Below are 24,501 nucleotides of genomic sequence, written 5' to 3'. Positions count from 1 at the left end.
TAACCCCACCGCGCTGACGCCACATCAGCAGACCCGAGGGCCCCGCCGGAATCCGGCGGGGCCCTCGGGCTTTTGGCATGTAACACTCCCCCTCCCCCGCACGTGCATACGACGACAACGGATCGCCGAGGGGGCAGGGACCGCATGCAGGAGCACGCCGACGGCGCCGGATCGGCCCCGCCGTCGCGGGAACGCAACGACCCGCAGGCCGATTTCGATGCCTTCTACGCGGCGACGGCCCGCCGCCTGGTGGCGGTGGTGTACGCGCTGACCGGCAACCTGGCGGACGCCGAGGACGCCGTACACGAGGCGTACGCGCGAGCGTGGGCGAAGTGGCCGTCGGTGGTGGCGGGCGGCGACCCGGCCGCGTGGGTCCGGGTGGTCGCCCAGCGCCTCGCGGTCAGCGCGTGGCGCAAGGCCCGCAACCGCCTGCGCGCCCACCGGCGCCATGGCGCACCCGACGCCGCCCCGGGACTCGGCCCCGACCACGTCGCCTTGGTCGCCGCCCTCCAGAAGCTCCCCAAGGACCAACGCCGCGTGCTCGTCCTGTTCCACCTGTACGACCTCCCCGCCGAAACCGTCGCCCGCGAACTCGGCTGCACGCCCGGCGCCCTCCGCACCCGCCTCACCCGCGCCCGCAAGGCCCTCGCCGAACACCTGGCGGACACCGTCCCACCGCCGGTGGCGGTTGCGCCCCGCAACGGCGCCGGGACGACGCTGTGAGGCCGCCACGGGTGTCCCCGGGCAGCCCGCAGGCCTCGGGTCCGGGCACGCGCGCCGGTGCGCGACACGGAGGCGGCCTCAAGCTCGAGCCCGAACCGCCCCCACGCCTCCACCCGTGGCCACGCCCCGCCGTCCACCAGCCCCGGACCGCCGACCGCTCCCACCCAGCCCGTCCGCCCGCCGCCCGACTCTCCGGAGACCGCCATGTCCGATGACGACCTCGACCGCCGGTTGCGCGGTCTCGTCGACGACGTCGACCGCGCCGTCGTCCTCTCCCCCGCGCACGAAACCCGGGCCCGCGGTGCGCGGTTGCGGCGGCGCACGCGGATCGCGGTCGGCACCGCCGTGGTGGCCGGCGTCGCCGCCACCGCGGCGAGCCTCGCGTGGGCCGCGGGCCCCGACCGCGGGGCCGCGCACGTGACTCCAGGCAGCCCGACGCCCTCTTCCGTCACCTGGTGCGCGCCGGAGTCCAAGCCGTCGCCCGGTGCGTCCTCACCGGCCACCTTCCCCGACGGACCGAAGCCCTCGCTGTCCTCGGCCTCCGCGCCGCCCTCGTCCACGCCGCCGAGTCCGACCTCCACCCCCACGAAGGCCGCCCCGCCCACGATGGCGTCGCTGCCGCCGGGGATCCCGCTCGGCTCCCCAGCCACCGCCTGCGCCGACGACTCCCCCGCAGGCGCTGCGCCCACCCCTGTCGGCACGGTCACCCCCACGAAGTCTCCCGAGGGCCTCCCGACCGCCCCCTGACACGCGCCGCGGCCCCGTCCCTCCTGCGAGGGACGGGGCCGCGGCGTCGCCAACCGGCTCACGCGGCCGCCGGGAGCGCTCCCGTCGTCACCGTGCCGACGGTGCTGGTCTTGAGCCACTCGTCCCACGAGTAGTTCCACTCGCCGTAGCCGTTGCCGCTCAGTTCCATCGTCTTGTCGCTGCCCGTGTTGACGACCTTGACCACGTCGCCGACGTTCGAGATCCCGAAGAACCACTTCGCGTTGTCGGTGCTCATGCCCACGCAACCGTGGCTCACGTTCTCGCTGCCCTGCGAGGAGACCGACCACGGCGCGGCGTGCAGGTACTCGCCGCTCCACGTCACCCGGGTGGCCCAGTACACGTCCAAGCGGTACGCGTCCGAGCTGCCTTCGGCGATGCCGACGGTCGTGCCGTCCATCAGCACGTGTTCTTCCTTGTCGAGGATGACCTTGGTCCCGGCCCGCGTGGTGAAGCCGGGCTTGCCGGTGGTCACCGGCACCGTGCGCACGACTTCGCCGTCCTTCACGACGGTCATCTCGTGCGCCGCGGAGTCCACCGTGGCGACGAGCGCCGAGCCGACGGTGAAGTCGGTGGTGGTCCCGGCCGCGCCGTAGGCGCCGTTGCCGAACGACACGCCGTACAGGTTCCCGGACACGCTCACCTTGGTCCCGGCGGGCCAGTAGTCCTTGGGCCGGAAGCGGACGGTCTTGGCGTCCACCCACCCCCACGCGCCCTCGATCGGCACCGAGGCGCTGACGGAGAGCCGCCGTTCGACGGCCGCGCGGACCGCGGGGTCGTCGACGGCGTGGTCCAGCTCGATGCTGATCGGCATCCCGACGCCGACCGTGTCGCCCTTGCCGGGGGTGACCTTGGAGGCCGCCACCAGGCTCTGTGGGGTGAGGGTCGTGAAGGTCTCGGTGCCGCGGCTCGGCAGCCCGTGGGCGTCCACGCCGGTGGCCTGGACCGTGTACTTGGTGCCGTACTTGAGCGGCGCCGTCGTGGTCCAGGTGGCTCCGCCGGGCTGGTAGGCGCCGGTCACCGTCGAGCCGTCCTCGGCGGTGACCGTGGCGGTCGCCACGATGCCGCCGGCCACCGTGATCGTGACGGGCTTGTCCGGGGCGACCGCGTCGGCGCCGTCCCCGGGGGTCATGCCGAGGCGGGCGGTGCTGACGGTCGGCTTGGGCGCAGGCTCGTCGCCCGACCCGCACGAGGCGAGCACCAGGGCCGCGGCCGCGGCAAGTGCGGTGGCGGCTATCGCGTGGGCGGGTGGGCCGCCCTTCGTCCTGCGCATCGTGGACCTCCCACGGGGGGTTTGCTGCGCGGTCGTTGACCCGACCAGCTTCGCCCCGGGGCGCCGCGCGTGAGCGTCCGATGCGGCCGTCCGGGCGGAAAAATCACACTATTGCGCGGGAGCGGTTGCGCCGGGCCCGGAAAACCGGCATACCCGGAACAAGCGGAAGGGCCGCTCCCCGAAGGGAACGGCCCCGCCTTCGAGCCCCGTCCACGGGACCCGGCTGCTGCCTGACCGAGCTGCTGCCCTACTGAGCGGCCGGCGCCGCGCTGGGCGCGCCCGCCGGGCCCGCGGCGTTCAGCGCGCTGCCCTTGACCCAGGTGTCCCAGTCCACGCTCCAGCCACCGAAGCCGTTGCCGGCCTTGACCTTCTTCTCCGTGCCGTTGATGACCTCGACGACATCGCCGAAGCCGACGGCCTTGAAGAACTTGCCGGCGTCCTCGGTGCTCATGCCGACGCAGCCGTGGCTGCCGTTGACCTTGCCGAACTTGCCGTCGTTCCACGGCGCGGCGTGCGTGTAGGTGCCGGACGTGGTGAGGTGCACCGCGTACCGGACGGCCGTCATCATGTAGGCCTTGCCCAGGCCGACGGTCTCGGAGTTCATGTCGATGCCGTCGACCTTGTCCATGACGACCATGGTGCCGGTCCACGTCGGGTTCTCGCTGCTGCCCGCGGAGATCGGGAGGTTGTACAGCACCTCGCCGTTCTTCTTGACCGTCATGTGCTTGTCGGCCAGGTCGGCGGTGGCGACGATCGAGTCGCCGATGGTGAACTCGCCGCCGCGGTTCTGCGTGCCGTAGGTGCCGTCACCGGACTTGGCGCCGTCCAGGTCCGCGCGCCACGTCACCTTGGTGCCCGGCTTCCAGTACTCCTTCGGCCGGTAGTCGACGCGCATGCTGCCGTCGAGGTCTTCGAGCCAGCTCCACGAGCCCTCGACCGCGGGCTCGGCGGTGACGCTCAAGTGCTTCTCGACCGCGGCCTTGTCCTTGATGGCCTTGTTGAACTTGATCGAGATGATGGTGCCGACACCGAGCTTGCCGCCGTCGTCCGTGTCCGGCCGGTACGAGTACTCGAAGGTCTTGTCCGCCGAGATCGTGGTGAAGCTGCTGTTCGCGGTGACCTCGGCCCCGTCGGCGTTGGCCGCCTTGGCCGCGACGCTGTACTTGGTGGCGTTCTCCAGCGGGATCTTCGGCGTCCACTTGGTGCCGTCGGGCGACGTGGCACCCTCGATCGCCTTGCCCTTCGGGTCGGTGACCGTCACGGACGTCACCTTGCCCGCGGTCGCCGAGACGGTCAGTGCGCCGTCGGTCTCGACCGCCTTGGCGCCGTCCGCCGGGGCGATGCTCAGCGCCGCCGGCGCCGCCTTCCCGCCCTTGCCGTCACCGCCCGAGCCCCCGGCCGCGCCGCCCCCGCCCGACGAACCCCCGTTGCCGCCCCCGGACGAACATCCGGTGAGCAGAACCAGGGGCACGACCAGCAGTCCCGCGGCCCATTTGGCGGCCCCTGTACGCGATGCTCCAGTGATGCGGGGCACGCGATCCCTCCCTCTTCCCCGTGCGCAGACCTGCTGCGTTCCCTATGCACTCTCTCTGACGTCGCGTCAGCGAGAGAGGTTGCAGGAATCCCTCCGCAGTCACAGAACGGTGACACCAGGCTGCATGGTCTGTGACCTGGGCGGGAACTCCCGCGGGCACACCGCCTTCCGGCCGGGCGGCAGCCCGGCGGCAAGGTCCGATGTGTCCAAGAATGACCCGAACGCCGAAGGCCGGCCACCCACATGGGTGACCGGCCTTCGCCGAACTGCTGCGGCGTCCCGCACCGTGCGGTGCGGGACCCGCGGAGTCACTGGTTCTGGTTCTCGCCCCGGTAGTACTCGAAGACCCAGGCGAAGAGCCCGATGGCCACGAGCGGCGCGGCGAAGAAGCAGAGCCACCAGCCGAAGATGATGCCCAGGAAGAACAGCGAGCCGCCGACCGCGAGCTGCAGCGGAGCCCAGCTGTGCGGGCTGAAGAAGCCCAGTTCCCCGGCGTCGTCCGCGACGTCGCCGTCCTCGTTGTCCTGCGGGAGCAGATCACTACGCCGCGCGGTGAACCAGAGGTAGTAGCCGATCATGATCGACAGACCGAACGCCAGCGCCAGCGCGGTCGTTCCGGTCGGGTCTTCCGACAGCACCCAGTAGATGATGGTCACCGGGAGAAGGAAGAGCGCGACCAGCGTCATCAGTGCACCGGTGAACTTCACCGCTCACTCTCCTTGCCCGCCTGCACGGCGGCCTGCGGCTCGGCACCCAGGTAGTCCAGGGCCGCGATCTCCGGGTGGTGGAGGTCGAACGCCGGGGATTCCGAACGGATGCGCGGCATCGAGGTGAAGTTGTGCCGCGGCGGCGGGCAGGACGTCGCCCATTCGAGCGAACGGCCGTAGCCCCACGGGTCGTCCACCGTGACCTTCTTGCCGTACTTGTGCGTCTTCCACACGTTGTACAGGAAGGGCAGGATCGACAGGCCGAGCAGGAACGAGCCGATCGTCGAGACCATGTTCAGCGACGTGAAGCCGTCCGACGCGAGGTAGTCGGCGTAGCGGCGCGGCATGCCCTCGGCACCCAGCCAGTGCTGGACGAGGAACGTCGTGTGGAAGCCGATGAACAGCGTCCAGAACGTGATCTTGCCGAGGCGCTCGTCGAGCATCTTGCCGGTGAACTTCGGCCACCAGAAGTGGAAGCCGGCGAACATCGCGAACACGACGGTGCCGAACACCACGTAGTGGAAGTGCGCCACCACGAAGTACGAGTCGGACACGTGGAAGTCCAGCGGCGGCGACGCGAGGATGACGCCGGTCAGACCACCGAAGACGAAGGTGACCAGGAAGCCGATCGTCCAGAGCATCGGTGTCTCGAAGGACAGCGACCCTCGCCACATCGTGCCGATCCAGTTGAAGAACTTCACACCGGTGGGCACCGCGATGAGGAACGTCATGAACGAGAAGAACGGCAGCATCACCGAACCGGTCACGAACATGTGGTGCGCCCACACCGTCACCGAGAGGCCGGCGATCGCGATCGTCGCGCCGATCAGACCCTTGTAGCCGAACATCGGCTTGCGGGCGAAGACCGGGATGACTTCCGAGACGATGCCGAAGAACGGCAGGGCGATGATGTACACCTCTGGATGGCCGAAGAACCAGAAGAGGTGCTGCCACAAAATCGGTCCGCCGTTTGCCGGATCGAAGATATGGGTGCCGAACTTCCGGTCCGCCTCCAGGGCGAACAGCGCGGCCGCGAGGACCGGGAACGCCATGAGGACCAGGATCGAGGTCAGCAGGACGTTCCAGCAGAAGATCGACATGCGGAACATCGTCAGGCCGGGCGCCCGCATCGCGATGATCGTCGTGATGAAGTTGACCGCACCGAGGATGGTGCCGAAGCCCGACATCGCCAGGCCCATGATCCACATGTCGGCGCCGATGCCCGGCGAGCGGACCGAGTCCGACAGCGGGGCGTACGCGAACCAGCCGAAGTCCGCCGCACCCTGCGGGGTGAGGAAGCCGGCCACCGCGATGATCGAGCCGAACAGGTAGAGCCAGTAGGCGAACATGTTCAGCCGCGGGAACGCCACGTCGGGCGCGCCGATCTGCAGCGGCATGATCCAGTTCGTGAAACCGGCGAACAGCGGCGTCGCGAACATCAGCAGCATGATCGTGCCGTGCATCGTGAACGCTTGGTTGAACTGCTCGTTCGACATGATCTGCGTACCCGGACGGGCCAGCTCGGCGCGCATGAAGAGCGCCAGCACACCGCCGATGCAGAAGAAGACGAACGACGTGATGAGGTACAGGCTGCCGATGGTCTTGTGGTCGGTGGTCGTCATCCACTTGACCACGGCGTTGCCGGGGGACTTGCGACGCACCCCTGCTGTGCCGACCGCCGCGGCCTGCGGCTCGTTGAGGATGGTCACTTCTCACTTCCCGGGGTGTGCTCGGGGATGGCAGGCATGTTGATCTTGCTGCGCACCGCCCCGTCCTGACCGGCCACCTTCAGCTCGGCCAGGTGCTTCTGGTACTCCTCCGGCGTCACGATCTTCACCTTGAAGAGCATCCGGGAGTGGTCGGCGCCGCACAGTTCCGCGCACTTGCCGTCGTACTCGCCGAGGACCTCCGGCGTGATTTCGAACTTGTTCGTCTTGCCGGGGATGATGTCCTGCTTGTAGAGGAACGCCGGCACCCAGAACGAGTGGATCACGTCGGGCGAGTTCAGTTCGAACTGAACCTTCTGGCCCTGCGGAAGCCAGAGCGTGGGAATGTTCTTGGTCGAACCGATGTCGTAGACCGCGCCGGTCTTGTTCATCGGGCCGTCCTTGTAGTTGAACGCCCACTGCCACTGGTAACCGACGACCTCGATGACGTTGACCTGCGTGTACGCCGGGTCCGTCTTCTTCGTCGTCTCTTGCAGCTTGGTCTCGTCACGCGCGGTGAAGTAGAAGAAGACCGCGATGATGATGCCGGGGATCACCGTGTACAGGACCTCCAGGGGGAGGTTGTACCGGGTCTGCGGCGGGATCTCCTGCTTCGTACGACTGCGGCGGTGGAACACGACGCTCCACAGGATGAGCCCCCACACCACAGCGCCGACAGCCAGTGCTGCGATCCACGAGCCCTGCCAGAGGGAGAGAACCCGGTGTCCCTGCTCGGTGGCAGGCGACGGCAGACCCAGTCTGGGCAGATCCTTGGAGTCGACGGAGCAGCCGGTGGCGGTCGCGGTGACGAGGCCCAGAGCCAGCAGCAGCGGCACCCTGCGCCGCATCCAGCGCCGCGGCGAGCGGTCGGAGCCGTAGGGACTCACGTAGCGCCTTCCCGAATGTCTCGCCCATAAGGCGGTCACTGCGGGGGAACTTCGCCCCGATGCCGACCGTCGTACAGGCACGTTTGGATGTTTCTGCGGGGCAACCCTACTGGAGCGGTATTCGGGTCGCGCGCCGAGGTCGGGTGTCGCGGAGAACGGGAATGTGACACACCGTCCGAACGGGTGAAGGCGCCGGTGCTCGGCACCATGCCGCGGCGCATTAACGTCGCTTGTGTGAGCTACTTCGACGCCGCTTCCGCCGAGCCTCTGCACCCCGCCGCACGTGCGGCTTTCCTCAGCGCGATGGACGAGGGCTGGGCCGATCCGGCGCGGCTGTACCACGACGGGCGCCGCGCGGGCGTGCTTCTGGATGCCGCCCGGGAGACCGTGGCGAGCGTGCTGGGGGTTCGCCCGGACGAGGTGTCGTTCACCGGATCGGGTACCCAGGCCGCCCAGTTGGCGCTGCTCGGCACGCTCGGCGGCCGGCGCCGGGTCGGCGCGCACGCGGTAGTCAGCGCGGTCGAGCACTCGTCGGTGCTGCACGCCGCGGAACTCCACGAGGCGAAGGGCGGCGAGGTCACCCGGACGCCGGTCGATCGCACGGGCCGGGTCGACGTCGAGGCGCTCGCCGCGGCGCTGCGGCCCGACACCGCGGCCGTCGCGGTGCAAAGCGCCAACCATGAAGTCGGCACGCTGCAGCCGCTGTCCGAGGTCGCGGAGCGGTGTGCCGCGGCGGGGATCCCGCTGGTCGTGGACGCCGCCCAGTCGGTCGGGCGTGTCGCGGTGCCGGACGGGTGGTCGGTGCTGGCCGCGAGCGCGCACAAGTGGGGTGGCCCGGCCGGCGTCGGCCTGCTGGTGGTGCGCAAGGGCACCCGGTATGTCTCGCCGCTGCCGTACGACGAGCGCGAAGCGCGCCGCGTGCCGGGCTTCGTGAACGTCCCCGCGATCGTCGCCGCGGCGGTCGCGCTGGGTGCGGTGGCCACCGGCGACGACGCGGAGAACCGGCGGCTGTCCGCATTGGTCGACAGGATCCGCACGCGGGTCCCGGAGACGGTGCCGGATGTCGAGGTGGTCGGGGACCCGGTGCACCGGCTGCCGCACATCGTCACGTTTTCCTGTTTGTACGTGGACGGCGAGGCGCTGCTGCACGCGCTGGACCGCGCGGGTTTCGCCGTGTCGTCCGGCTCCTCGTGCACGTCGTCGACTCTGACGCCCAGTCATGTCCTGGCGGCGATGGGGGTGTTGACGCAGGGCAACATCCGGGTGTCGCTGCCGCAGGGGACGCCGGATGCGGAGGTCGACCGGTTCCTCGCGGTGCTGCCGGGGATCGTCGCCGACCTGCGCGCGGTGACCGGGGTGCCGTCGGCCGCCCCGGGCGGTCATGCGGCGGCGGAAGGAGTGCGCGACGAGGCGGCGGGCGAGCCGGATCTGGTGCTGGACACCTTGGGGCGCCGCTGCCCGATCCCGGTCATCGAACTGGCCAAGCACATCGGCGAGGTGCCCGAGGGCGGCGTGGTCGCGGTGGTGTCCGACGACGAGGCGGCCCGGCTGGACGTGCCGGCGTGGTGTGAGATGACCGGGAATGTGTACCTGGGCGAGCGCCCGGGCGAGCCCGGCGGAGTCGCGTACCTCGTCCGCCGGGTCTGACCCGGGGCGCCCGCCCCGGTCTTCTCTGCTGTTCTGCCGTTCTACCGTTCTGCCGTCAGGCGACCTTGAGGTGCGCCCCGACCTCTTCCGCGGCCTCGAAGCCGTAGGCCTTCGCGAAGCGCTCCAGGAAGGGGTCGCGGCGCAGCGCGTACTCCTGGGTGCCGACCGTCTCGATGACCAGGGTGGCGAGCATGCAGCCCACCTGCGCGGCGCGCTCGAGGCCGAGGTCCCAGGTGAGGCCGGCGAGGAAGCCGGCCCGGAACGCGTCGCCGACGCCGGTCGGGTCGGCCTTGCGGTACTCCTCGCAACTGCCGACCCGGATCGTCTCCTCGCCGCGGCGGTCGATGCGGACGCCGTCGGCGCCGAGCGTGGTGACCCGGATGCCGACCCGGTCCAGGATCTCCTCGTTGGACCAGCCGGTCTTCTCCTCGATGAGGGCGGCTTCGTACTCGTTGGTGAAGAGGTACGCGGCGCCGTCGACGAGGCTGCGGATGTCGTGCTTGCCCATCCGGGCGAGCTGCTGCGAGGGGTCCGCGGCGAAGGTGTAGCCGCGTTCGCGGCACTCTTCGCTGTGCCGGATCATCGCCTCGGGGTCGTTGGCCGCGATGACCACGAGGTCGAGGCCGCCGATGCGCTCCGCGACCGGGCGCAGTTCGATCTCGCGGGCCTCGCTCATCGCGCCGGTGTAGAAGGAGGCGATCTGGTTGTGGTCCTCGTCGGTGGTGCAGAGGAACCGCGCGGTGTGGTGCGTCTCGGAGATGTGCACCGAATGGGTGTCGACGCGGTGCCGGTCGAGCCAGGACCGGTAGTCGGTGAAGTCCGCGCCGGCCGCGCCGACGAGGATCGGGCGCAGGCCGAGCACGCCCATGCCGAAGCAGATGTTGGGCGCGCATCCGCCGCGGCGGATGTCGAGCGTGTCCACGAGGAACGACAGCGAGACCCGGTGCAGCTCTTCGGGGAGGAGCTGGTCCGCAAAGCGGCCGGGGAAGGTCATCAGGTGGTCGGTGGCAATCGACCCCGTCACGGCGATGCGCACGGCGTGGGCTCCTGGGGTGAGCGGTGGTGCCGTACGGGCGGCCGCGAGGCGGCCGGCGGACGGCATGTCTGTCGGTATTCGTTGTACTCGATGGCAGTACCCGGTGCTTGTACCCGCCCCGCGCGGGGCGGGACACCGGTGGCCGGAAACTACCGATGGGTAGATGCTGCCGTCACCCTGCGTACGTCCTAGGGTGGGGACCAGAAGCCCGGAACAACCGAAACGTCCCGAGGAGTCCGACGTGTCCGCAGACCCCGTGCGCTCGTTCCTGCCGCCCCGGAGCGAGGCCGAGTCGATGGCCGAACTCCGCGGCGACTGCACGCACATCGACGTGTCGTGGACGACCCCGCATGTGACCAGGCCGCTGCCGACGACGCCGTTCTCGACCACCGCCCCCGCGGTCGTGGTCCCGCCGCGCGGCGCCGCGCTGGTCGCGGGCCTCGCCGAATTCGGCGACTGACCCGGCCGTCGGACCGGCGCACACACGCGGCCCGAGCGCGGCGGACGCACAGACAGGACGCACACACGCCGATGCGGCGGCGACTCTCTCGAGTCGCCGCCGCATCGGCGTTCGCGTCGGCCGCCGGAGCGGCGCGCGGGCCCGGTAGGACCGGGCTCAGCTGAAGGAGTCGCCGCAGGCGCAGGAGCCGGCCGCGTTCGGGTTGTCGATCGTGAAGCCCTGCTTCTCGATGGTGTCCACGAAGTCGATGGTGGCGCCGCCCAGGTACGGAACGCTCATGCGGTCGGTCACGACACGCACGCCGCCGAACTCCTGGACGCTGTCGCCGTCGAGCGCCCGCTCGTCGAAGTACAGCTGGTAGCGCATGCCGGAACAGCCGCCCGGCTGCACCTGGACGCGCAGCGCGAGGTCGTCGCGCCCCTCCTGCTCAAGCAGGGCCTTGACCTTGCCCGCGGCCTCATCGGTGAGGATGACGCCAGTGGTCGCGGTCTCGTCCTTGACCGTCATCTGGAAGCTCCCACGTGGTGGTTCGGTGCTGGATACGACTATCACCGTCCGCAACGAACGGTGTCCTGGTTTCTATTCCAGGCCCGATTCGTTCATGGTCGCATACCGCAGGACGTATCGGGACGGGCCGTCGGGGCGATCCGTTGTGACCCACGTCGCGTACCCGACCCCGACTCTCGTCAATCCGACGAAATGAAGGTAGGATCCATAACGTCAGATAGACGAAAAGGATGTGCGACGTGACCGCGACCAACGACCTCGACCTCCCTCCGGGCGTCGAAGCGACCCCGCTCGCCCTGCTGCTGCTCGGCCGCGGATCCGACCCGTACAGCGAGCGCGGCGTGGAATGTCCCGGCGACCTGCCGAGCCCGGCGGACCCGACGCTCGTCGCGCGCGCCCGCGCGGCCAAGGAGAAGCTCGGCGACTCGGTCTTCATCCTGGGCCACCACTACCAGCGGGACGAGGTCATCCAGTTCGCCGACGTGACCGGCGACTCGTTCAAGCTGGCGCGCGAGGCGGCGGCTCGGCCGGACGCGCCCTACATCGTCTTCTGCGGCGTGCACTTCATGGCGGAGAGCGCGGACATCCTCACCGCGGACCACCAGCAGGTGATCCTGCCGGACCTGGCCGCGGGCTGCTCGATGGCCGACATGGCGACCTACGACCAGGTCGAAGAGTGCTGGGACGTGCTGGCCGACGCGGGCGTCGCCGACGTGACCGTGCCCGTGTCGTACATGAACTCGTCCGCCGACATCAAGGCGTTCACCGGCCGCCACAACGGCACCATATGCACCTCCTCCAACGCCAAGCGCGCCCTGGAGTGGGCCTTCGAGCAGGGCGAGAAGGTCCTGTTCATGCCCGACCAGCACCTCGGCCGCAACACCGCCGTGCTGGAGATGGGCTTCTCGCTCGACGACTGCGTCGTCTACAACCCGCACAAGCCGAACGGCGGGGTCACCGCGGAGCAGCTGCGCGCCGCGAAGATGATCCTGTGGCGCGGCCACTGCTCGGTGCACGGCCGCTTCGACCTGGCCTCGGTCGAGGACGTCCGCAACCGCATCCCGGGCGTCAACGTGCTCGTGCACCCCGAGTGCCGGCACGAGGTGGTCACCGCGGCCGACTACGTCGGGTCGACGGAGTACATCATCAAGGCCCTCGACGCCGCCGAGCCCGGCTCCGCGTGGGCGATCGGCACCGAGCTGAACCTGGTCCGCCGGCTCGCCAAGGCGCACCCGGACAAGCAGATCGTCTTCCTCGACAAGACCGTGTGCTTCTGCTCGACGATGAACCGCATCGACCTGCCGCACCTGGTGTGGGCGCTGGAGTCGCTGGTGGACGGCACGGTCGTCAACCGCATCCAGGTCGACGCGGACACCGAGAAGTACGCGAAGCAGGCGCTCGACCAGATGCTCGCGCTGCCGTAACCGCGCCCTGAAAAACCCGGGAAACCCGGGAACCCCGGAAAGCCCGGAGAGTCCCGAAGACCCCGGAGATAGCCGACAGCCCGCGTGGATACGCGGGCTGTTCGCTTTTCCGACCGGGGTCAGCCCGGGATCAGTCCCCCGTCCCCCAGCAGCTCGCGCACTTCGTCCACGTCGGCGCCCGGGCGCGGCAGGATGAGCTGCGACGGTTCGATCACGTCGTCCGGCACCGCGGCGCCCGACGCCCGGACGGCGTCGAGCAGCGCGGCCAGGGCATCCCGGAACGCGGTCTCGTCGTCCGCGGCGATCGCGGCCTCGATGCGGTCGTCGTAGCTGTTCAGCTCGGCGACCCGCTCGTCCGCGACCTCGTACTGCCCCTCCCCCATGATCCGGACAATCATGGTTACTCCCCGTGCTTCTCGAATCGCGGGTGGTACTGGGGGTCGGCCTGCTGCTGCCCGGGGTCGGGCACCTGCCCCGACTGGCCGGGACCGAGCGCCTGCTGCCCGCCCGGGGCCTGCTGTGCTCCGCCGATCGCCTGCGGCGCCGGGCCCTGACCCAGCTCCTGCTTCATGCGCATGAGTTCGAGCTCGACGTCCGACCCGCTGGACAGCCGCTCCAGCTCCGCGGTGATGTCGTCCTTGGTCATGCCCGTCGGGTCGTCCAGCGCCCCGGAAGCGAGCAGCTCGTCGATCGCGCCCGCCCGCGCCTGCATCTGCGCGGTCTTGTCCTCCGCGCGCTGCATGGCGAGGCCGACGTCGGACATCTCCTCGGAGATGCCCGCGATCGCGCCGCCGATGTTGGCCTGCGCCTCGGACGCCGTGTAGGTCGCCTTGATGGTCTCCTTGCGGATCCGGAACGCGTCCACCCGGGCCTGGAGCCGCTGCGACGCGAGCGTCAGCTTCTCCTCTTCCGACTGAAGCTGCTCGTACTGCGCCCGCAGGTCGGTGATCTGCTGCTGGATGCCGCTGCGCCGGGTCAGCGCCTCACGGGCCAGGTCTTCGCGGCCGAGGGAGAGCGCCTTGCGGCCCTGGTCCTCGTGCTTGGCCGCCTGTCGCTCCAGTTGCTGGAGCTGCAGCTCCAGCCGCTTGCGGGAGGTGGCGACGTCGGCGACACCGCGGCGCACCTTCTGCAGCAGCTCGAGCTGCTTCGTGTACGAGTAATCCAGCATCTCGCGCGGATCCTCGTACTTGTCGAGCGTTTTGTTGGCTTTTGCGCGGAAGATCATTGCCATCCGCTTCATAACGCCGGTCATGACCCTGCGCGCCCCCTTCGTAGGCAAGCCAATGCGCTGTAGCCAGCCTAAATGGCCAAAGGACCTTCCGGCAGGAGGGCAGTCCATCACCTGCCGTGCCCGCTTCTCCGTCGGAGAACGAACGAGACCGGCGGAAGGTGCCGCCGGACCCGCCGCCGACCCGCCCCCGCACCCCCGGAAGACCGGCCCGGCTGCACAGGGCCGGGGCCGGTCCGGGCCGCTTGCCCCAGCACGTAGGCTGGAGGCGTGTTCAGACGTCGTTCCCAGGCAGAGTCCGCACCCGAAGAGACGGCCGAGTCCGTCGAGGATGTCCGCGGACCCGAGGCCCCGAAGGGCCGCCCCACGCCCAAGCGCAGCGAGGCCCAGGCCAACCGCAAGACGCGCGTCACCCCGCCCAAGGGCCGCAAAGAGGCCACCCGGGTCGCCCGGCAGCGGGCCCGCGAGGACCGCGAGGCGCAGCGCCAGGCGCTGATCACCGGCGACGAGAGGGGCCTGCCGCTGCGCGACAAGGGCCCGCTGCGCCGGTTCTGCCGCGACTTCGTCGACTCGCGGTTCACCGCCGCCGAGTTCTTCCTGCCGTCGGCCGTGCTGATCCTGATCCTGAGCATCATGCCGAGCACGACGCTGAAGAACGTGTCGCTGCTCGGGTGGGCCGCGGCGATCGCGCTGATCGTCCTGGACTCGATCCGGCTGAACTACACGCTCAAGAAGCAGCTGCGCGAGCGCTTCCCGGACGCGAACCTGAAGGGCTGCACGCCGTACGCGCTGATGCGGTCGCTGCAGATGCGCCGCCTGCGCCTGCCCAAGCCGCAGGTGGCCCGGGGCGAGAAGCCCTGACGCGCAGCCGCGCCGGTCCCGCGCGGCTCCGCTGTGTCCCCCGTCCCCCGACAACGGAGCAGCATGTCCACCGCCCTGCACGAGGCGACCACCTGGCCCATGGATCTGCACACCCAGGTGCAGCGCGAGATCGCCTCGCGGCAGCTCGCCGAGCACTTGGTCCGGCTGCGTGAGCGCGGCCCGCTGAAGGTCCTCGACGTGGGCTGCGGGCCCGCCACGCCGTCGCTGCTGCTGGCGCGTGCCGGACACCTGGTGACCGCGGTCAGCACGGACACCTTGCAGCTGACCGCGCTGCACGACGAGATGGCCGCGGACTCCGACGACGTCCGGGCGCGGCTGCGGCTCGTCGAAGGCGACGGCAGCGAGGCCGGCCGGCACTTCCCGCCGGGGAGCTTCGACTTGGCGCTGTGCCACGGCGTGGTGGACGGGCTGGCCGAGCCGGACGGGATGCTCGCGGCGCTCGCCCGCATCCTGAATCCGGGCGGGCTGCTGTCGGTGACCGCGTCGAACGGTGCCGCCGCGCCGATGCGGCCGGGCAGTGCGGGCGAGTGGACGGCGACCCGCAAGGCGCTGGCCGCGCGCACCGTCGCCGCGAACGCTTCGGGGAACGCGGAAGGCAACCGCACGGACAGCGTCGAGGGCCTGTCCACGATGCTCGCCGACCTCGGCGCGCCGATGCTGGCGTGGTACGGCGTCGGCGTGTTCAGCGCGCTGCGTCCGGACGACCCGGCGCCGCCGCGCAAGGGCAAGGCGTGGCAGAACCTGATCGCGGTCGAGGAAGAGGCCGGCCGCACGGACCCGTACCGGGCCATCGCGGGCGTCCTGCACGTCGTGGGCGAGAAGACCGTGCGCTGAACTCCGGCCCGCCCGGCATAGGGTGGGCGCATGGAATTCCGACACCTCGGCCGCAGCGGTCTGGTCATCAGCGAGATCGCGTACGGCAACTGGCTGACCCACGGCTCCCAGGTCGAGGAGGAGGCCGCGCTCGCGTGCGTGCGTGCCGCCCTCGACGCGGGCATCACGACTTTCGACACCGCCGACGTGTACGCGGAGACGCGTGCCGAGTCGGTGATGGGCCGGGCGCTGAAGGGCGAGCGGCGCGAGGGCCTGGAGATCTTCACGAAGGTCTACTGGCCGACCGGGCCGGGCCGCAACGACCGGGGTCTGTCGCGCAAGCACATCATGGAGTCGATCGACGGGTCGCTGCGTCGGCTGGGCACCGACTACGTGGACCTGTACCAGGCGCACCGGTTCGACCACTCGACGCCGATCGAGGAGACCATGCTGGCGTTCGCCGACGTGGTGCGGTCGGGCAAGGCGCTGTACATCGGCGTGTCGGAGTGGAACGCGGAGCAGATCCGGGCAGGTGCCGACCTGGCGCGCGAGCTGCGGATCCCGTTCATCTCGAACCAGCCGCAGTACTCGATGCTGTGGCGGGTCATCGAGGCCGAGGTCGTGCCGGCGTCGGAGGAGCTCGGGCTCGGGCAGATCGTGTGGTCGCCGATCGCGCAGGGCGTGCTGTCCGGCAAGTACCGTCCGGGGCACCCGCCGCCGGCCGGTTCGCGGGCCACGGACGCCAAGGGCGGCCAGGACTTCATCTCCCGGATGATGGGCGACGACCTGCTGACGGCGGTGCAGTCGCTGCGTCCGCTGGCCGACGACGCGGGCCTGACCATGGCGCAGTTGGCGGTCGCGTGGGTGCTGCAGAACCCGAACGTGTCGGCGGCGATCATCGGCGCGTCGCGGCCGGAGCAGGTCGCGGAGAACGTGAAGGCGGCGGGCGTGAAGCTGGAGGAGGAGCTGCTGTCCAAGATCGACGTGATCCTGGAGCCGTTCGTCCAGCGCGACCCGGCGCGGACGGTCAGCCCGGCGGAGCGGCCGTAGGCTCGCGCGGGCCCGGCGATCCGCAAGGTCCGCGTGCGGCGGGGGCGGTCCGGAGTCCCGGGCCGCCCCCGTCCGCGCGGCGGGGGCCGCGATGTGCGTCCCGCGGCCTGGTGGTCTTCGCGGGTCAGAGCGCGGCGCGCAGGCTCATGCCGGCGTAGACGACGTTGTCGCCTTCCAGGAGGCTGACTTGTTCGACGCCCGCGTCGAGCAGGTCGCGCCAGTTCTCGCCGAGCCAGCTCTCCGCGTCGGACTGGTTCGAGAACTCCTCGGATTGGGGGCCGGGGACCGGGGTGCCGTCCGCGTTCTCGTACCGCCACTGCCACATCATCGTCGGCTCCCTCAGTCAGTTCCTGCCGGGTTCGTGCGGACCCGATCGGATGCGTTCAAAGCGGATCACCGCGCACCGCACCGTCGCGACGGTCCGCACAGTAGCCGACAACTGACGACGCCGAGGGGCCAAACAGACCCTCCAGACATTCCGTAACGCAACACGCTCGGGAGTAGCGCAGCACACCATGGAATTGACGTTCCTCGGCACGGCCGGCCCGCGGGGCTGGCCCCAGCCGTTCTGTACTTGTGCGTCCTGTCTGGGCTGCACCGGTTCCGCGGTGCGCGAGCCCAGTTCCGTGCTCGTCGACGGATCGCTGCTGATCGATTGCGGTCCGGCTCCGGCGCATGCCGCGGCGCGGGCGGCGCGGCCGCTGACCGGCGTGCGCCACCTGCTGCTGACCGGGCCCGCGGAGTCGGCTCCGCTGGCGTGGTTGCCCGCCGCGGGGCTGGAGGCGGTCGCCGCGCCGTCGGGTCCGCCGCCCGGGCTGCCCGCGCCGACCGCGGGCGGGCCGCCGTGGCAAACCGTGGCGGCCGGCGAGGAGTTCACCCTCGGCGCGCACCATGTGCGGGTGCTGCCCGGCGGTTCGCCGGGACGGGTGGCGTACGCGGTGACCGGGCCGGAAGGCGCCCGGCTGCTCTACATACCTTCGGCGCCGGTCCCCGAGGCCGCCGCGGCGCAGGCATGGGCGGACGGACGCCCGTACGACGCCGTGCTGTTGGACGTGGTCACCTGGCCCGAACGCCTGGCCGCGCTGCGCCGCGAGGGCGCGGTGACCGAGGCCACCGACGTCCTGGCCGTGCACCTGTCGCACGACGCGCCGCCCGGCGAAGAGCTGCAGCGCCGTCTCGCCGCGTGGGGCGCGCGGGCCGTCGCGGACGGCGGCGTGGTGCGCCTTGGCACGGACAGCGACCGGCAGCCGCCGCGCCCGCACCGGACGCTGGTCCTCGGCGGCGCCCGCTCGGGCAAGTCCGCCGAAGCCGAACGGCGGTTGGCGACCGCCCCGGACGTCGTCTACGTGGCGACCGGCGGTACCCGCGACGGCGACGCCGAATGGGCCGACCGCGTCACGACGCACCGCGAGCGGCGTCCCGCGGGCTGGACGACCGTCGAGTCGACGGACCTGCCCGGCGTGCTGGCCGCCGCGGAATCCCCGCTCCTGGTCGACTGCCTGTCGCTGTGGCTGACCGCGGTGATGGACGAGTGCGGCGCGTGGGACGACGACGCCTGGGCGAACGGCGCCCGGGACGCGGTCCGCAAACGCGTCGACGAGCTGGCCGAGGCGTGGCGCGGCTGCCGCATGCCGCTGGTCGCGGTGAGCAACGAGGTCGGCAGCGGCGTGGTCCCGGCGACCGCGTCGGGCCGCCGGTACCGCGACGAACTCGGCCGGTTGAACGCGGCGATCGCGCAGGAGTCCGACGAGGTGCTGCTGGTGGTCGCGGGCCAGGTGCTGACCTTGCGCGGACTTCCCCGCAAGGCGCGGCACGCCCGCAGTTGAGCACGCACTACGCTGGCCCGCGATGACTCTCGACCTCGACTCCCTGTCCGCGCTCGTCGAACGACCCGACGACGAGGCGCGTGCCCGGCTCAAGGCCCGGCTGCCGAAGCAGACCGGCGCGGCCGGGGCCCTCGGGCGGCTGGAAGACGTCGCCGTGTGGCTGGCCGGCGTCCAGGGCGGCGAGACCGTGCGGGCGATCGCACGGCCGCGCGTCGTGGTGTTCGCGGGCGACCACGGGGTGGCCGCGCGCGAGGTCTCGGTGTACCCGTACGGGCACACCGCCGAGGCGGTGCGCGACGCCGCGGCGGGCGGCGGCGCGGTCGGGCTGCTCGCCGAGCAGTTCGGCGCGGGCGTGCGCGTGGTCGACATGGCCGTCGACGCCGACGCCGCGACGCTGCCCGACGCGGTCGCCAAGCACCGGGTCCGGGAGGCCGGCGGCAGCATCGACCGGCAGGACGCGCTCACTCCGGCGGAGGCCGAACAGGCGTTCCGCACCGGCATGGAGATCGCCGACGCGGAGATCGACGGCGGCGCCGACCTGCTGCTCCTCGGCGACATCGGGGTCGGCAACACGACCGTCGCCGCGGTGCTCGTCGGCGCGCTGACCGGTACGGACGCGGCGGCCGCGATCGGCCGCGGGTCGGGCATCGACGACGCGACGTGGATCCGCAAGTGCGCGGCCATCCGCGACGCGCTGCGGCGGGCCCGACCGGTGCTCGGCGACCCGCTGCGGCTGCTCGCGGTGTCCGGCGGCGCGGACTTCGCCGCCATGAGCGGCTTCCTCCTCCAGGCCGCGATCCGGCGCACCCCCGTGGTACTGGACGGCGTCGCGAGTGCGGCGGCCGGCCTGGTCGTGCAGCGCGTGGCGTACCGGACGCCGGACTGGTGGCTGGCCGGGCATGTCACGCCCGAGCCGTCGCATGCCAAGGCCCTCGACCGGATGGCCCTCGAACCGCTGCTGGACTACAAGCTGCGCTACGGCGAGGGCACCGGCGCACTGCTCGCCCTGCCGATCGTCCAGGCCGCGGCCCGGCTCGCCGCAGAACTGCCGGTGGCCGAACCGGTGACCGAACCGGTGGCGGACGAGCCCAAGCCCGCCGACGATGCTCCGGCCGCCGACGAACTCCCGTCCGCCGCACCGGACATCTCGCTGGAGAAATGACCGCTCGCGAGGCCGGGCCGGGCGACGCACTGCGTTTGGCGTTCGGCACCCTGTCCGTCCTGCCCGTCCGGTTTCCGCATGTGGACCGGCAAGTAGCCGGTCGGGCGATGGCCGCGGCACCGCTCGTGGGCGCCGTGCTGGCCGGACTCGCCGCGGGCGTCCAGGCCTTGGCGCTGTGGGCGGGCACCGGCGCACTGCTCGCCGCGGTGCTCGCGCTCGGGTCGCTCGCGCTCCTCACCCGCGGCCTGCACCTCGACGGGCTCGCCGACGTCGCCGACGGCCTCGGCTCGGGCAAGCCCGCGCCGGACGCGCTGCGCATCATGAAGGCCTCGGACATCGGCCCGTTCGGCGTGCTGGCCTTGGTGTTCACCCTGCTCGTGCAGGCCGCCGCACTCACCCGAGCGGCCGGGCACGGCCAAGCCGAAGCCGCCGCGGCACTCGCGATCGCGGTGGTCACCGGACGGGCCGCGATCGGGATCGGCTGCCTGCGCGCGGTGCCGAGCGCCCGCCCCGACGGGCTCGGCGCGATGGTCGCCGGGACGCTGCCGCCGGCCGCGGCGGCGGGCACCGCCGTCCTGCTGACCGGAGCCGCCGCAGGGCTGGGCGCCGCCACCGATCTCGGCGCGCTGCGCGCCGCACTCGCCGTCGCGGTCGGGCTCCTGGCGGCAACGGCCTTGCTACGCCACACCGTTCGCCGGTTCGGCGGCATTACCGGCGATGTGCTCGGCGCGCTTGCGGAGACGGCCGCCGCGGCCGCGCTCGTGGTCCTGTCCACGGGTTGAGACAAGGCAAACCCGCCCATGTAATGCTGGGGGCACACACCGGGACGTACAGCGTCCCCTGACGGTGCCTCAGCGCGCCTGCGACACCCGGCAGGACCGCAGTTCCGGACAGGCAATTCCGCCGAGAACATCGACGCGAATTTACGACGAGAACAGAACAGGACACTTGTGACCACACTGAGCCTGAGCACCAGCTCGGCGGCGACGCTCCGCGCCGACGCCATCGTCATCGGTCTGGCCAAGGGCGCCGACGGCCCGGTCGTCGCCGCGGGCGGCGACGGCGTCGAGGCCGCGTTCGACGGCTCGCTGGCCTCGGTCCTCACCGCGCTGGGCGCGACCGGCGCGGAGGGCGAGACGACCCGGATTCCCGCGGCCGGCGCGGCACTCAAGGCGCCGCTGGTCATCGCGCTCGGCCTGGGCGAGGAGCCCGAGGAGGGCTTCGGCGCCGAGACGCTGCGCAAGGCGGGCGGCAACGCGGCCCGTGCCGCGGCCGGTCTGAAGAAGGTCGCCCTCGCGCTGCCGTACGCCGGTCCGCAGGACGTCGAGGCCGTCGCCCAGGGCGCGCTGCTCGGCGCGTACACCTTCGAGGCGTACCGCGTGAACTCGCGCGAGGGCCGCAAGGACCCGGTCAAGGACCTCGTGCTGGTCGGCGCGAAAGCCCGCGACAAGGCCGTGAAGGCCGCGTTCGAGCGCGGCCAGGTCGTCGCGGAGAGCGTCAACAAGACCCGTGACCTGGTCAACACCCCCTCCAACGACCTCGACCCGAAGACCTTCGCGGCGATCGCGGTCGACGCCGGCAAGAACTTCGGGTTCAAGGTCGAGGTGACCGACGAGAAGGCCCTCGCCAAGGGCGCCTACGGCGGCATCCTCGGCGTCGGCCAGGGCTCCGCGAAGCCCCCGCGCCTGGTGCGCCTCGGCTACACGCACCCGAAGGCCAAGCGCAGCATCGCGCTGGTCGGCAAGGGCATCACCTACGACTCGGGCGGCATCTCGCTCAAGCCGGCGGGCGCCAACGAGACCATGAAGATGGACATGGCCGGCGCGGGCGCGGTCCTCGGCGCGATGATCGCGATCGCCCGCCTGGGCCTCCAGGTCAACGTCACCGGCTGGCTGGCGCTGGCGGAGAACATGCCGTCGGGCACCGCCACCCGTCCCGGCGACGTGCTGCGCATGTACGGCGGCCGCACCGTCGAGGTCCTCAACACCGACGCCGAAGGCCGTCTGGTCCTCGCCGACGCGATCACCCGCGCGTGCGAGGAGGGCCCGGAGAAGCTGATCGACGTCGCGACGCTGACCGGCGCGATGATGGTCGCCCTCGGCAACAAGACCTTCGGCATCGTCGCCAACGACGACGAGTTCCGTTCCGCGGTGCACGACGCCGCCGAGCGCACCGGCGAGCCGTCGTGGCCGATGCCGACCCCGGCCGAGCTGCGCCGCACGCTGGACTCGCCGATCGCCGACCTGAAGAACATCGGCGAGCGCATGGGCGGCGCGCTGTCGGCGGGCGTGTTCCTGCGCGAGTTCGTCGCCGAGGGCGTCTCGTGGGCGCACCTGGACATCGCGGGCCCTGCGTACAACGAGGGCGAGGTGTCCGGCTACACCGCGAAGGGCGGCACCGGCTGCGCGGTGCGCACGCTCGTGCAGGTCGCCGCGGACGTGGCGGACGGCACCATCTGAGCCGTCCCGGCTGTCCGAGCCGTCGCGGTCGTCCTGGTCGCCTTGGTCGCCCGGGCCGGCCGCTCGGCCGGACTGACGGTATGCGCGGGCCGGGGGTGCGTTTTCCGCACCCCCGGCCCGGTCATTTTCCGCTGCGGTTCTTCTGCGTCCACTCGCGCATCCGCTGCGGGTAGCCGACGATCCCGGCCTCGTACAGCGGTATTCCGAGCTTGCGGGCCAGCGACGCCCCGGCCGCGGCGTCGGCGATCCGGCGCCGGGTCCATTCGCCGGTATCCGCGACGAGCACGACCGTGGTGCCGCTGACCGTGGTGGTGGGCTCCAGGTACGCCTCGACGCCCCGGCGGCTGCGGGCGAACTCCGCGAGGTGGTCGGCGGCCGCCGCCGCCTCGCCGCGCGCGCCCCGTCGGCCTGCGGCTCCGCCTCCGCGCGAGATGCGTCGGAACAGTCCCACGTACGGTCCCCTATCTGTTTCGCCGGCGGGCATGTGGCGCAGTCGACACAGCAGACCAACGTGCCGTGCGTACCCGAGGTGCCCGCCTCCCGACAACAAGTGGGAGGATGTTGTACCGGCACTTGGAACCTTCCACAAGAAGGGGGTGCTACCCGGCAGTACCCGTCGGGTGAGCACACGCAAATCCAGCAGGAGGACGTGACAGTGGCGAACGACGCCGGAGCCGTTTTCGACGTAGTGATCCTCGGAGGCGGAAGCGGCGGCTATGCCTGCGCCCTCCGGGCCGCCGAACTCGGCATGCGGGTGGCGCTGATCGAGAAGGGCAAGCTGGGCGGGACTTGCCTCCATCAGGGCTGTATCCCGACCAAGGCCCTCCTGCACGCCGGCGAGGTGGCCGACCAGACCCGCGAAAGCGCCCAGTTCGGCGTGAAGTCGGTCTTCGAAGGCATCGACATCGCGGCCGTGCACAAGTACAAGGACGGCGTGGTCTCGCGCCTGTTCAAGGGCCTGACCGGACTCATCGCGAGCCGCGGCATCACCGTGGTCGAGGGCGACGGCCGACTGGTCTCGCCGACCGCGGTCGAGGTGGGCGGCGTCCGCTACGAAGGCCGGCACGTGGTGCTGGCCACCGGCTCGGTGCCCAAGTCGCTGCCCGGCCTGCAGATCGACGGCAACCGGATCATCAGCAGCGAGCACGCGCTGGTCCTGGACCGCGTGCCCGCGTCCGCGGTGATCCTCGGCGGCGGCGTCATCGGCGTGGAGTTCGCCAGCGCCTGGAAGTCGTTCGGTGTCGACGTGACCATCGTCGAAGCCCTGCCGCACCTGGTCCCGGTCGAGGACGAGAGCAGCAGCAAGCTGCTGGAGCGCGCGTTCCGCAAGCGCGGCATCAAGTTCGAGCTGGGCTCGCGGTTCAGCGGCGTCGAGTACACCGACGCCGGCGTGCGGGTCTCGCTGGAGAACGGCAAGCAGGTCGAGGCGGAGCTGCTGCTCGTCGCGGTCGGCCGCGGACCGGTCTCGGCCGGGCTCGGCTACGAAGAGGCCGGCGTCGCGATGGACCGCGGCTACGTCCTGGTCGACGAATACTGCCAGACCAACGTGCCCACCATCTCGGCGGTCGGCGACCTCATCCCGACCCTGCAGCTCGCGCACGTCGGCTTCGGCGAGGGCATCCTCGTCGCCGAGCGCCTCGCGGGCCTGCGGGTCGCGCCGATCGACTACGCGGGCGTGCCGCGCGTGACGTACTGCGACCCGGAGGTCGCGTCCGTGGGTCTGACCCAGGCGCAGGCCGTCGAGCGTTACGGCTCCGACAAGGTCGCCCTGATCGACTACAACCTCGGCGGCAACGGCAAGTCGCAGATCCTCAAGACGGCGGGTTCCGTCAAGGTCGTGTCGGTCAAGGACGGCCCGGTCGTGGGCATCCACATGGTCGGCGCCCGCATGGGCGAGCTGGTCGCCGAAGCCCAGCTGATCTACAACTGGGAAGCGCTGCCGTCCGAGGTCGCGCAGCTCATCCACCCCCACCCGTCCCAGTCCGAGGCGATCGGCGAAGCGCACCTGGCGCTCGCCGGCAAGCCGTTGCACGTGCACGACTGACGCGCCCCTGCTGTCACTTGCCCGGAAGCGTACGAAGGAGTCACTGACCCCATGCCGGTCTCTGTAACACTGCCCGCGCTCGGCGAGAGCGTGCAGGAGGGCATCATCACCCGCTGGCTCAAGCGGGAGGGTGAGCGCGTCGAGATGGACGAGCCGCTCCTCGAGGTCTCGACCGACAAGGTCGACACCGAGATCCCCGCGCCGGCCTCCGGCATCCTCGTGTCGATCAAGGCGGCCGAGGACGACACCGTCGAGGTGGGCGCCGAACTCGCGATCATCGACGACGGCACCGGTGCCGCCCCGGCCCCGGCGGCCCCCGCCGCCGAGCCTGCCGCGGCACCCGCGCAGGCCGCCGCGCCGGCTCCGGC

At 71.3% G+C, this 24,501-nt stretch carries 25 protein-coding genes; 14 read left to right on the top strand and 11 right to left on the bottom strand.

The features are described from left to right. Positions 1-144 precede the first annotated feature (144 nt). Both ACPA54_RS19105 and ACPA54_RS19100 read left to right on the top strand, forming a co-directional pair. Entirely contained in the window at positions 145-723 is a 579-nt protein-coding gene (locus tag ACPA54_RS19105) for an RNA polymerase sigma factor (RefSeq protein ID WP_423531350.1), read from the top strand. 204 nt (positions 724-927) lie between these two features. Then, positions 928-1,470, top strand: coding sequence for a hypothetical protein (locus ACPA54_RS19100; protein ID WP_423531348.1), 543 nt, complete (start codon positions 928-930; stop codon positions 1,468-1,470). 58 nt (positions 1,471-1,528) lie between these two features. On the opposite strand, the gene ACPA54_RS19095 is transcribed toward ACPA54_RS19100, so the two are convergent. From ACPA54_RS19095 to ctaC, 5 genes are all read right to left on the bottom strand, one after another. Further along, positions 1,529-2,761: a L,D-transpeptidase gene (locus ACPA54_RS19095; protein WP_423531346.1), complete on the bottom strand. Its 1,233-nt coding sequence runs from the start codon at positions 2,759-2,761 to the stop codon at positions 1,529-1,531. A gap of 247 nt (positions 2,762-3,008) precedes the next feature. Beyond that, complete coding sequence (locus ACPA54_RS19090) at positions 3,009-4,295, bottom strand: L,D-transpeptidase (protein WP_423531344.1); 1,287 nt, start codon at positions 4,293-4,295, stop codon at positions 3,009-3,011. A gap of 308 nt (positions 4,296-4,603) precedes the next feature. Beyond that, the gene (locus ACPA54_RS19085; protein WP_345674590.1) at positions 4,604-5,002 is read right to left on the bottom strand and encodes a cytochrome c oxidase subunit 4; all 399 of its coding nucleotides are present in this window, start codon (positions 5,000-5,002) and stop codon (positions 4,604-4,606) included. Beyond that, on the bottom strand, positions 4,999-6,711 hold the full coding sequence (gene ctaD, locus ACPA54_RS19080; RefSeq protein WP_345674591.1) for an aa3-type cytochrome oxidase subunit I: 1,713 nt from the start codon (positions 6,709-6,711) through the stop codon (positions 4,999-5,001). The genes ACPA54_RS19085 and ctaD overlap by 4 nt, the downstream gene beginning before the upstream one ends. Further along, on the bottom strand, positions 6,708-7,595 hold the full coding sequence (ctaC, locus tag ACPA54_RS19075) for an aa3-type cytochrome oxidase subunit II (protein WP_345674592.1): 888 nt from the start codon (positions 7,593-7,595) through the stop codon (positions 6,708-6,710). The genes ctaD and ctaC overlap by 4 nt, the downstream gene beginning before the upstream one ends. Before the next feature lie 234 nt (positions 7,596-7,829). Between ctaC and ACPA54_RS19070 the strand changes: the two genes are divergently transcribed. Then, positions 7,830-9,242, top strand: a complete 1,413-nt coding sequence (locus tag ACPA54_RS19070) for a cysteine desulfurase/sulfurtransferase TusA family protein (protein ID WP_423531341.1) — start codon at positions 7,830-7,832, stop codon at positions 9,240-9,242. Positions 9,243-9,297: 55 nt separating this feature from the next. On the opposite strand, the gene ACPA54_RS19065 is transcribed toward ACPA54_RS19070, so the two are convergent. Continuing rightward, a complete protein-coding gene (locus ACPA54_RS19065; protein WP_423531339.1) occupies positions 9,298-10,278 on the bottom strand; it encodes a carbohydrate kinase family protein in 981 nt (326 codons plus the stop codon). 241 nt (positions 10,279-10,519) lie between these two features. On the opposite strand from ACPA54_RS19065, the gene ACPA54_RS19060 reads away from it, so the two are divergent. Continuing rightward, a complete protein-coding gene (locus tag ACPA54_RS19060) occupies positions 10,520-10,738 on the top strand; it encodes a hypothetical protein (protein ID WP_423531338.1) in 219 nt (72 codons plus the stop codon). 156 nt (positions 10,739-10,894) lie between these two features. Here ACPA54_RS19060 and ACPA54_RS19055 read toward each other — a convergent pair whose 3' ends face one another. Next, positions 10,895-11,245, bottom strand: a complete 351-nt coding sequence (locus ACPA54_RS19055; protein ID WP_423531337.1) for a HesB/IscA family protein — start codon at positions 11,243-11,245, stop codon at positions 10,895-10,897. Positions 11,246-11,475: 230 nt separating this feature from the next. On the opposite strand from ACPA54_RS19055, the gene nadA reads away from it, so the two are divergent. Continuing rightward, positions 11,476-12,669, top strand: coding sequence for a quinolinate synthase NadA (gene nadA, locus ACPA54_RS19050; RefSeq protein ID WP_423531335.1), 1,194 nt, complete (start codon positions 11,476-11,478; stop codon positions 12,667-12,669). Between the two features lie 119 nt (positions 12,670-12,788). On the opposite strand, the gene pspAA is transcribed toward nadA, so the two are convergent. Continuing rightward, positions 12,789-13,067, bottom strand: coding sequence for a PspA-associated protein PspAA (pspAA, locus tag ACPA54_RS19045; protein WP_423531334.1), 279 nt, complete (start codon positions 13,065-13,067; stop codon positions 12,789-12,791). Between the two features lie 2 nt (positions 13,068-13,069). Continuing rightward, the gene (locus ACPA54_RS19040; RefSeq protein WP_423531332.1) at positions 13,070-13,909 is read right to left on the bottom strand and encodes a PspA/IM30 family protein; all 840 of its coding nucleotides are present in this window, start codon (positions 13,907-13,909) and stop codon (positions 13,070-13,072) included. Positions 13,910-14,167: 258 nt separating this feature from the next. Between ACPA54_RS19040 and ACPA54_RS19035 the strand changes: the two genes are divergently transcribed. The 3 genes from ACPA54_RS19035 (at position 14,168) to ACPA54_RS19025 (ending at position 16,642) form a co-directional block, all read left to right on the top strand. Next, positions 14,168-14,758: a DUF3043 domain-containing protein gene (locus ACPA54_RS19035; protein WP_423531330.1), complete on the top strand. Its 591-nt coding sequence runs from the start codon at positions 14,168-14,170 to the stop codon at positions 14,756-14,758. 63 nt (positions 14,759-14,821) lie between these two features. Continuing rightward, the gene (locus ACPA54_RS19030; protein ID WP_423531328.1) at positions 14,822-15,613 is read left to right on the top strand and encodes a class I SAM-dependent methyltransferase; all 792 of its coding nucleotides are present in this window, start codon (positions 14,822-14,824) and stop codon (positions 15,611-15,613) included. Between the two features lie 30 nt (positions 15,614-15,643). After that, the gene (locus ACPA54_RS19025; RefSeq protein ID WP_423531326.1) at positions 15,644-16,642 is read left to right on the top strand and encodes an aldo/keto reductase family protein; all 999 of its coding nucleotides are present in this window, start codon (positions 15,644-15,646) and stop codon (positions 16,640-16,642) included. Between the two features lie 124 nt (positions 16,643-16,766). Here ACPA54_RS19025 and ACPA54_RS19020 read toward each other — a convergent pair whose 3' ends face one another. Then, a complete protein-coding gene (locus ACPA54_RS19020) occupies positions 16,767-16,970 on the bottom strand; it encodes a hypothetical protein (RefSeq protein WP_345674603.1) in 204 nt (67 codons plus the stop codon). Positions 16,971-17,157: 187 nt separating this feature from the next. Here ACPA54_RS19020 and ACPA54_RS19015 point away from each other — a divergent pair, with 187 nt between their 5' ends. From ACPA54_RS19015 to ACPA54_RS19000, 4 genes are all read left to right on the top strand, one after another. Beyond that, entirely contained in the window at positions 17,158-18,468 is a 1,311-nt protein-coding gene (locus ACPA54_RS19015; protein WP_423531324.1) for a bifunctional adenosylcobinamide kinase/adenosylcobinamide-phosphate guanylyltransferase, read from the top strand. A gap of 22 nt (positions 18,469-18,490) precedes the next feature. Next, positions 18,491-19,630: a nicotinate-nucleotide--dimethylbenzimidazole phosphoribosyltransferase gene (cobT, locus tag ACPA54_RS19010; protein ID WP_423531322.1), complete on the top strand. Its 1,140-nt coding sequence runs from the start codon at positions 18,491-18,493 to the stop codon at positions 19,628-19,630. Next, complete coding sequence (locus ACPA54_RS19005) at positions 19,627-20,412, top strand: adenosylcobinamide-GDP ribazoletransferase (protein WP_423531320.1); 786 nt, start codon at positions 19,627-19,629, stop codon at positions 20,410-20,412. The genes cobT and ACPA54_RS19005 overlap by 4 nt, the downstream gene beginning before the upstream one ends. Positions 20,413-20,580: 168 nt before the next feature. Next, positions 20,581-22,089 (top strand): leucyl aminopeptidase, encoded by a 1,509-nt coding sequence (locus ACPA54_RS19000; RefSeq protein WP_423531318.1) that lies wholly within the window; start codon positions 20,581-20,583, stop codon positions 22,087-22,089. 121 nt (positions 22,090-22,210) lie between these two features. Here the strand turns inward: ACPA54_RS19000 and ACPA54_RS18995 are convergent, their stop codons facing one another. Further along, on the bottom strand, positions 22,211-22,540 hold the full coding sequence (locus ACPA54_RS18995; protein WP_423531316.1) for a hypothetical protein: 330 nt from the start codon (positions 22,538-22,540) through the stop codon (positions 22,211-22,213). A 204-nt stretch (positions 22,541-22,744) separates the two neighbouring features. On the opposite strand from ACPA54_RS18995, the gene lpdA reads away from it, so the two are divergent. Together lpdA and ACPA54_RS18985 are read left to right on the top strand one after the other, a co-directional pair. Next, positions 22,745-24,133: a dihydrolipoyl dehydrogenase gene (gene lpdA / locus ACPA54_RS18990; RefSeq protein ID WP_345674627.1), complete on the top strand. Its 1,389-nt coding sequence runs from the start codon at positions 22,745-22,747 to the stop codon at positions 24,131-24,133. A gap of 51 nt (positions 24,134-24,184) precedes the next feature. Continuing rightward, the coding region (locus ACPA54_RS18985) for a biotin/lipoyl-containing protein (protein ID WP_423531314.1) at positions 24,185-24,501 on the top strand (317 nt) is incomplete at its 3' end.

Origin of the sequence: Uniformispora flossi (genome assembly GCF_049534875.1) — a bacterium.
Taxonomy (GTDB): domain Bacteria; phylum Actinomycetota; class Actinomycetes; order Streptomycetales; family Streptomycetaceae; genus Yinghuangia; species Yinghuangia aomiensis.
This window is presented reverse-complemented; position numbering and strand designations above follow the sequence as displayed.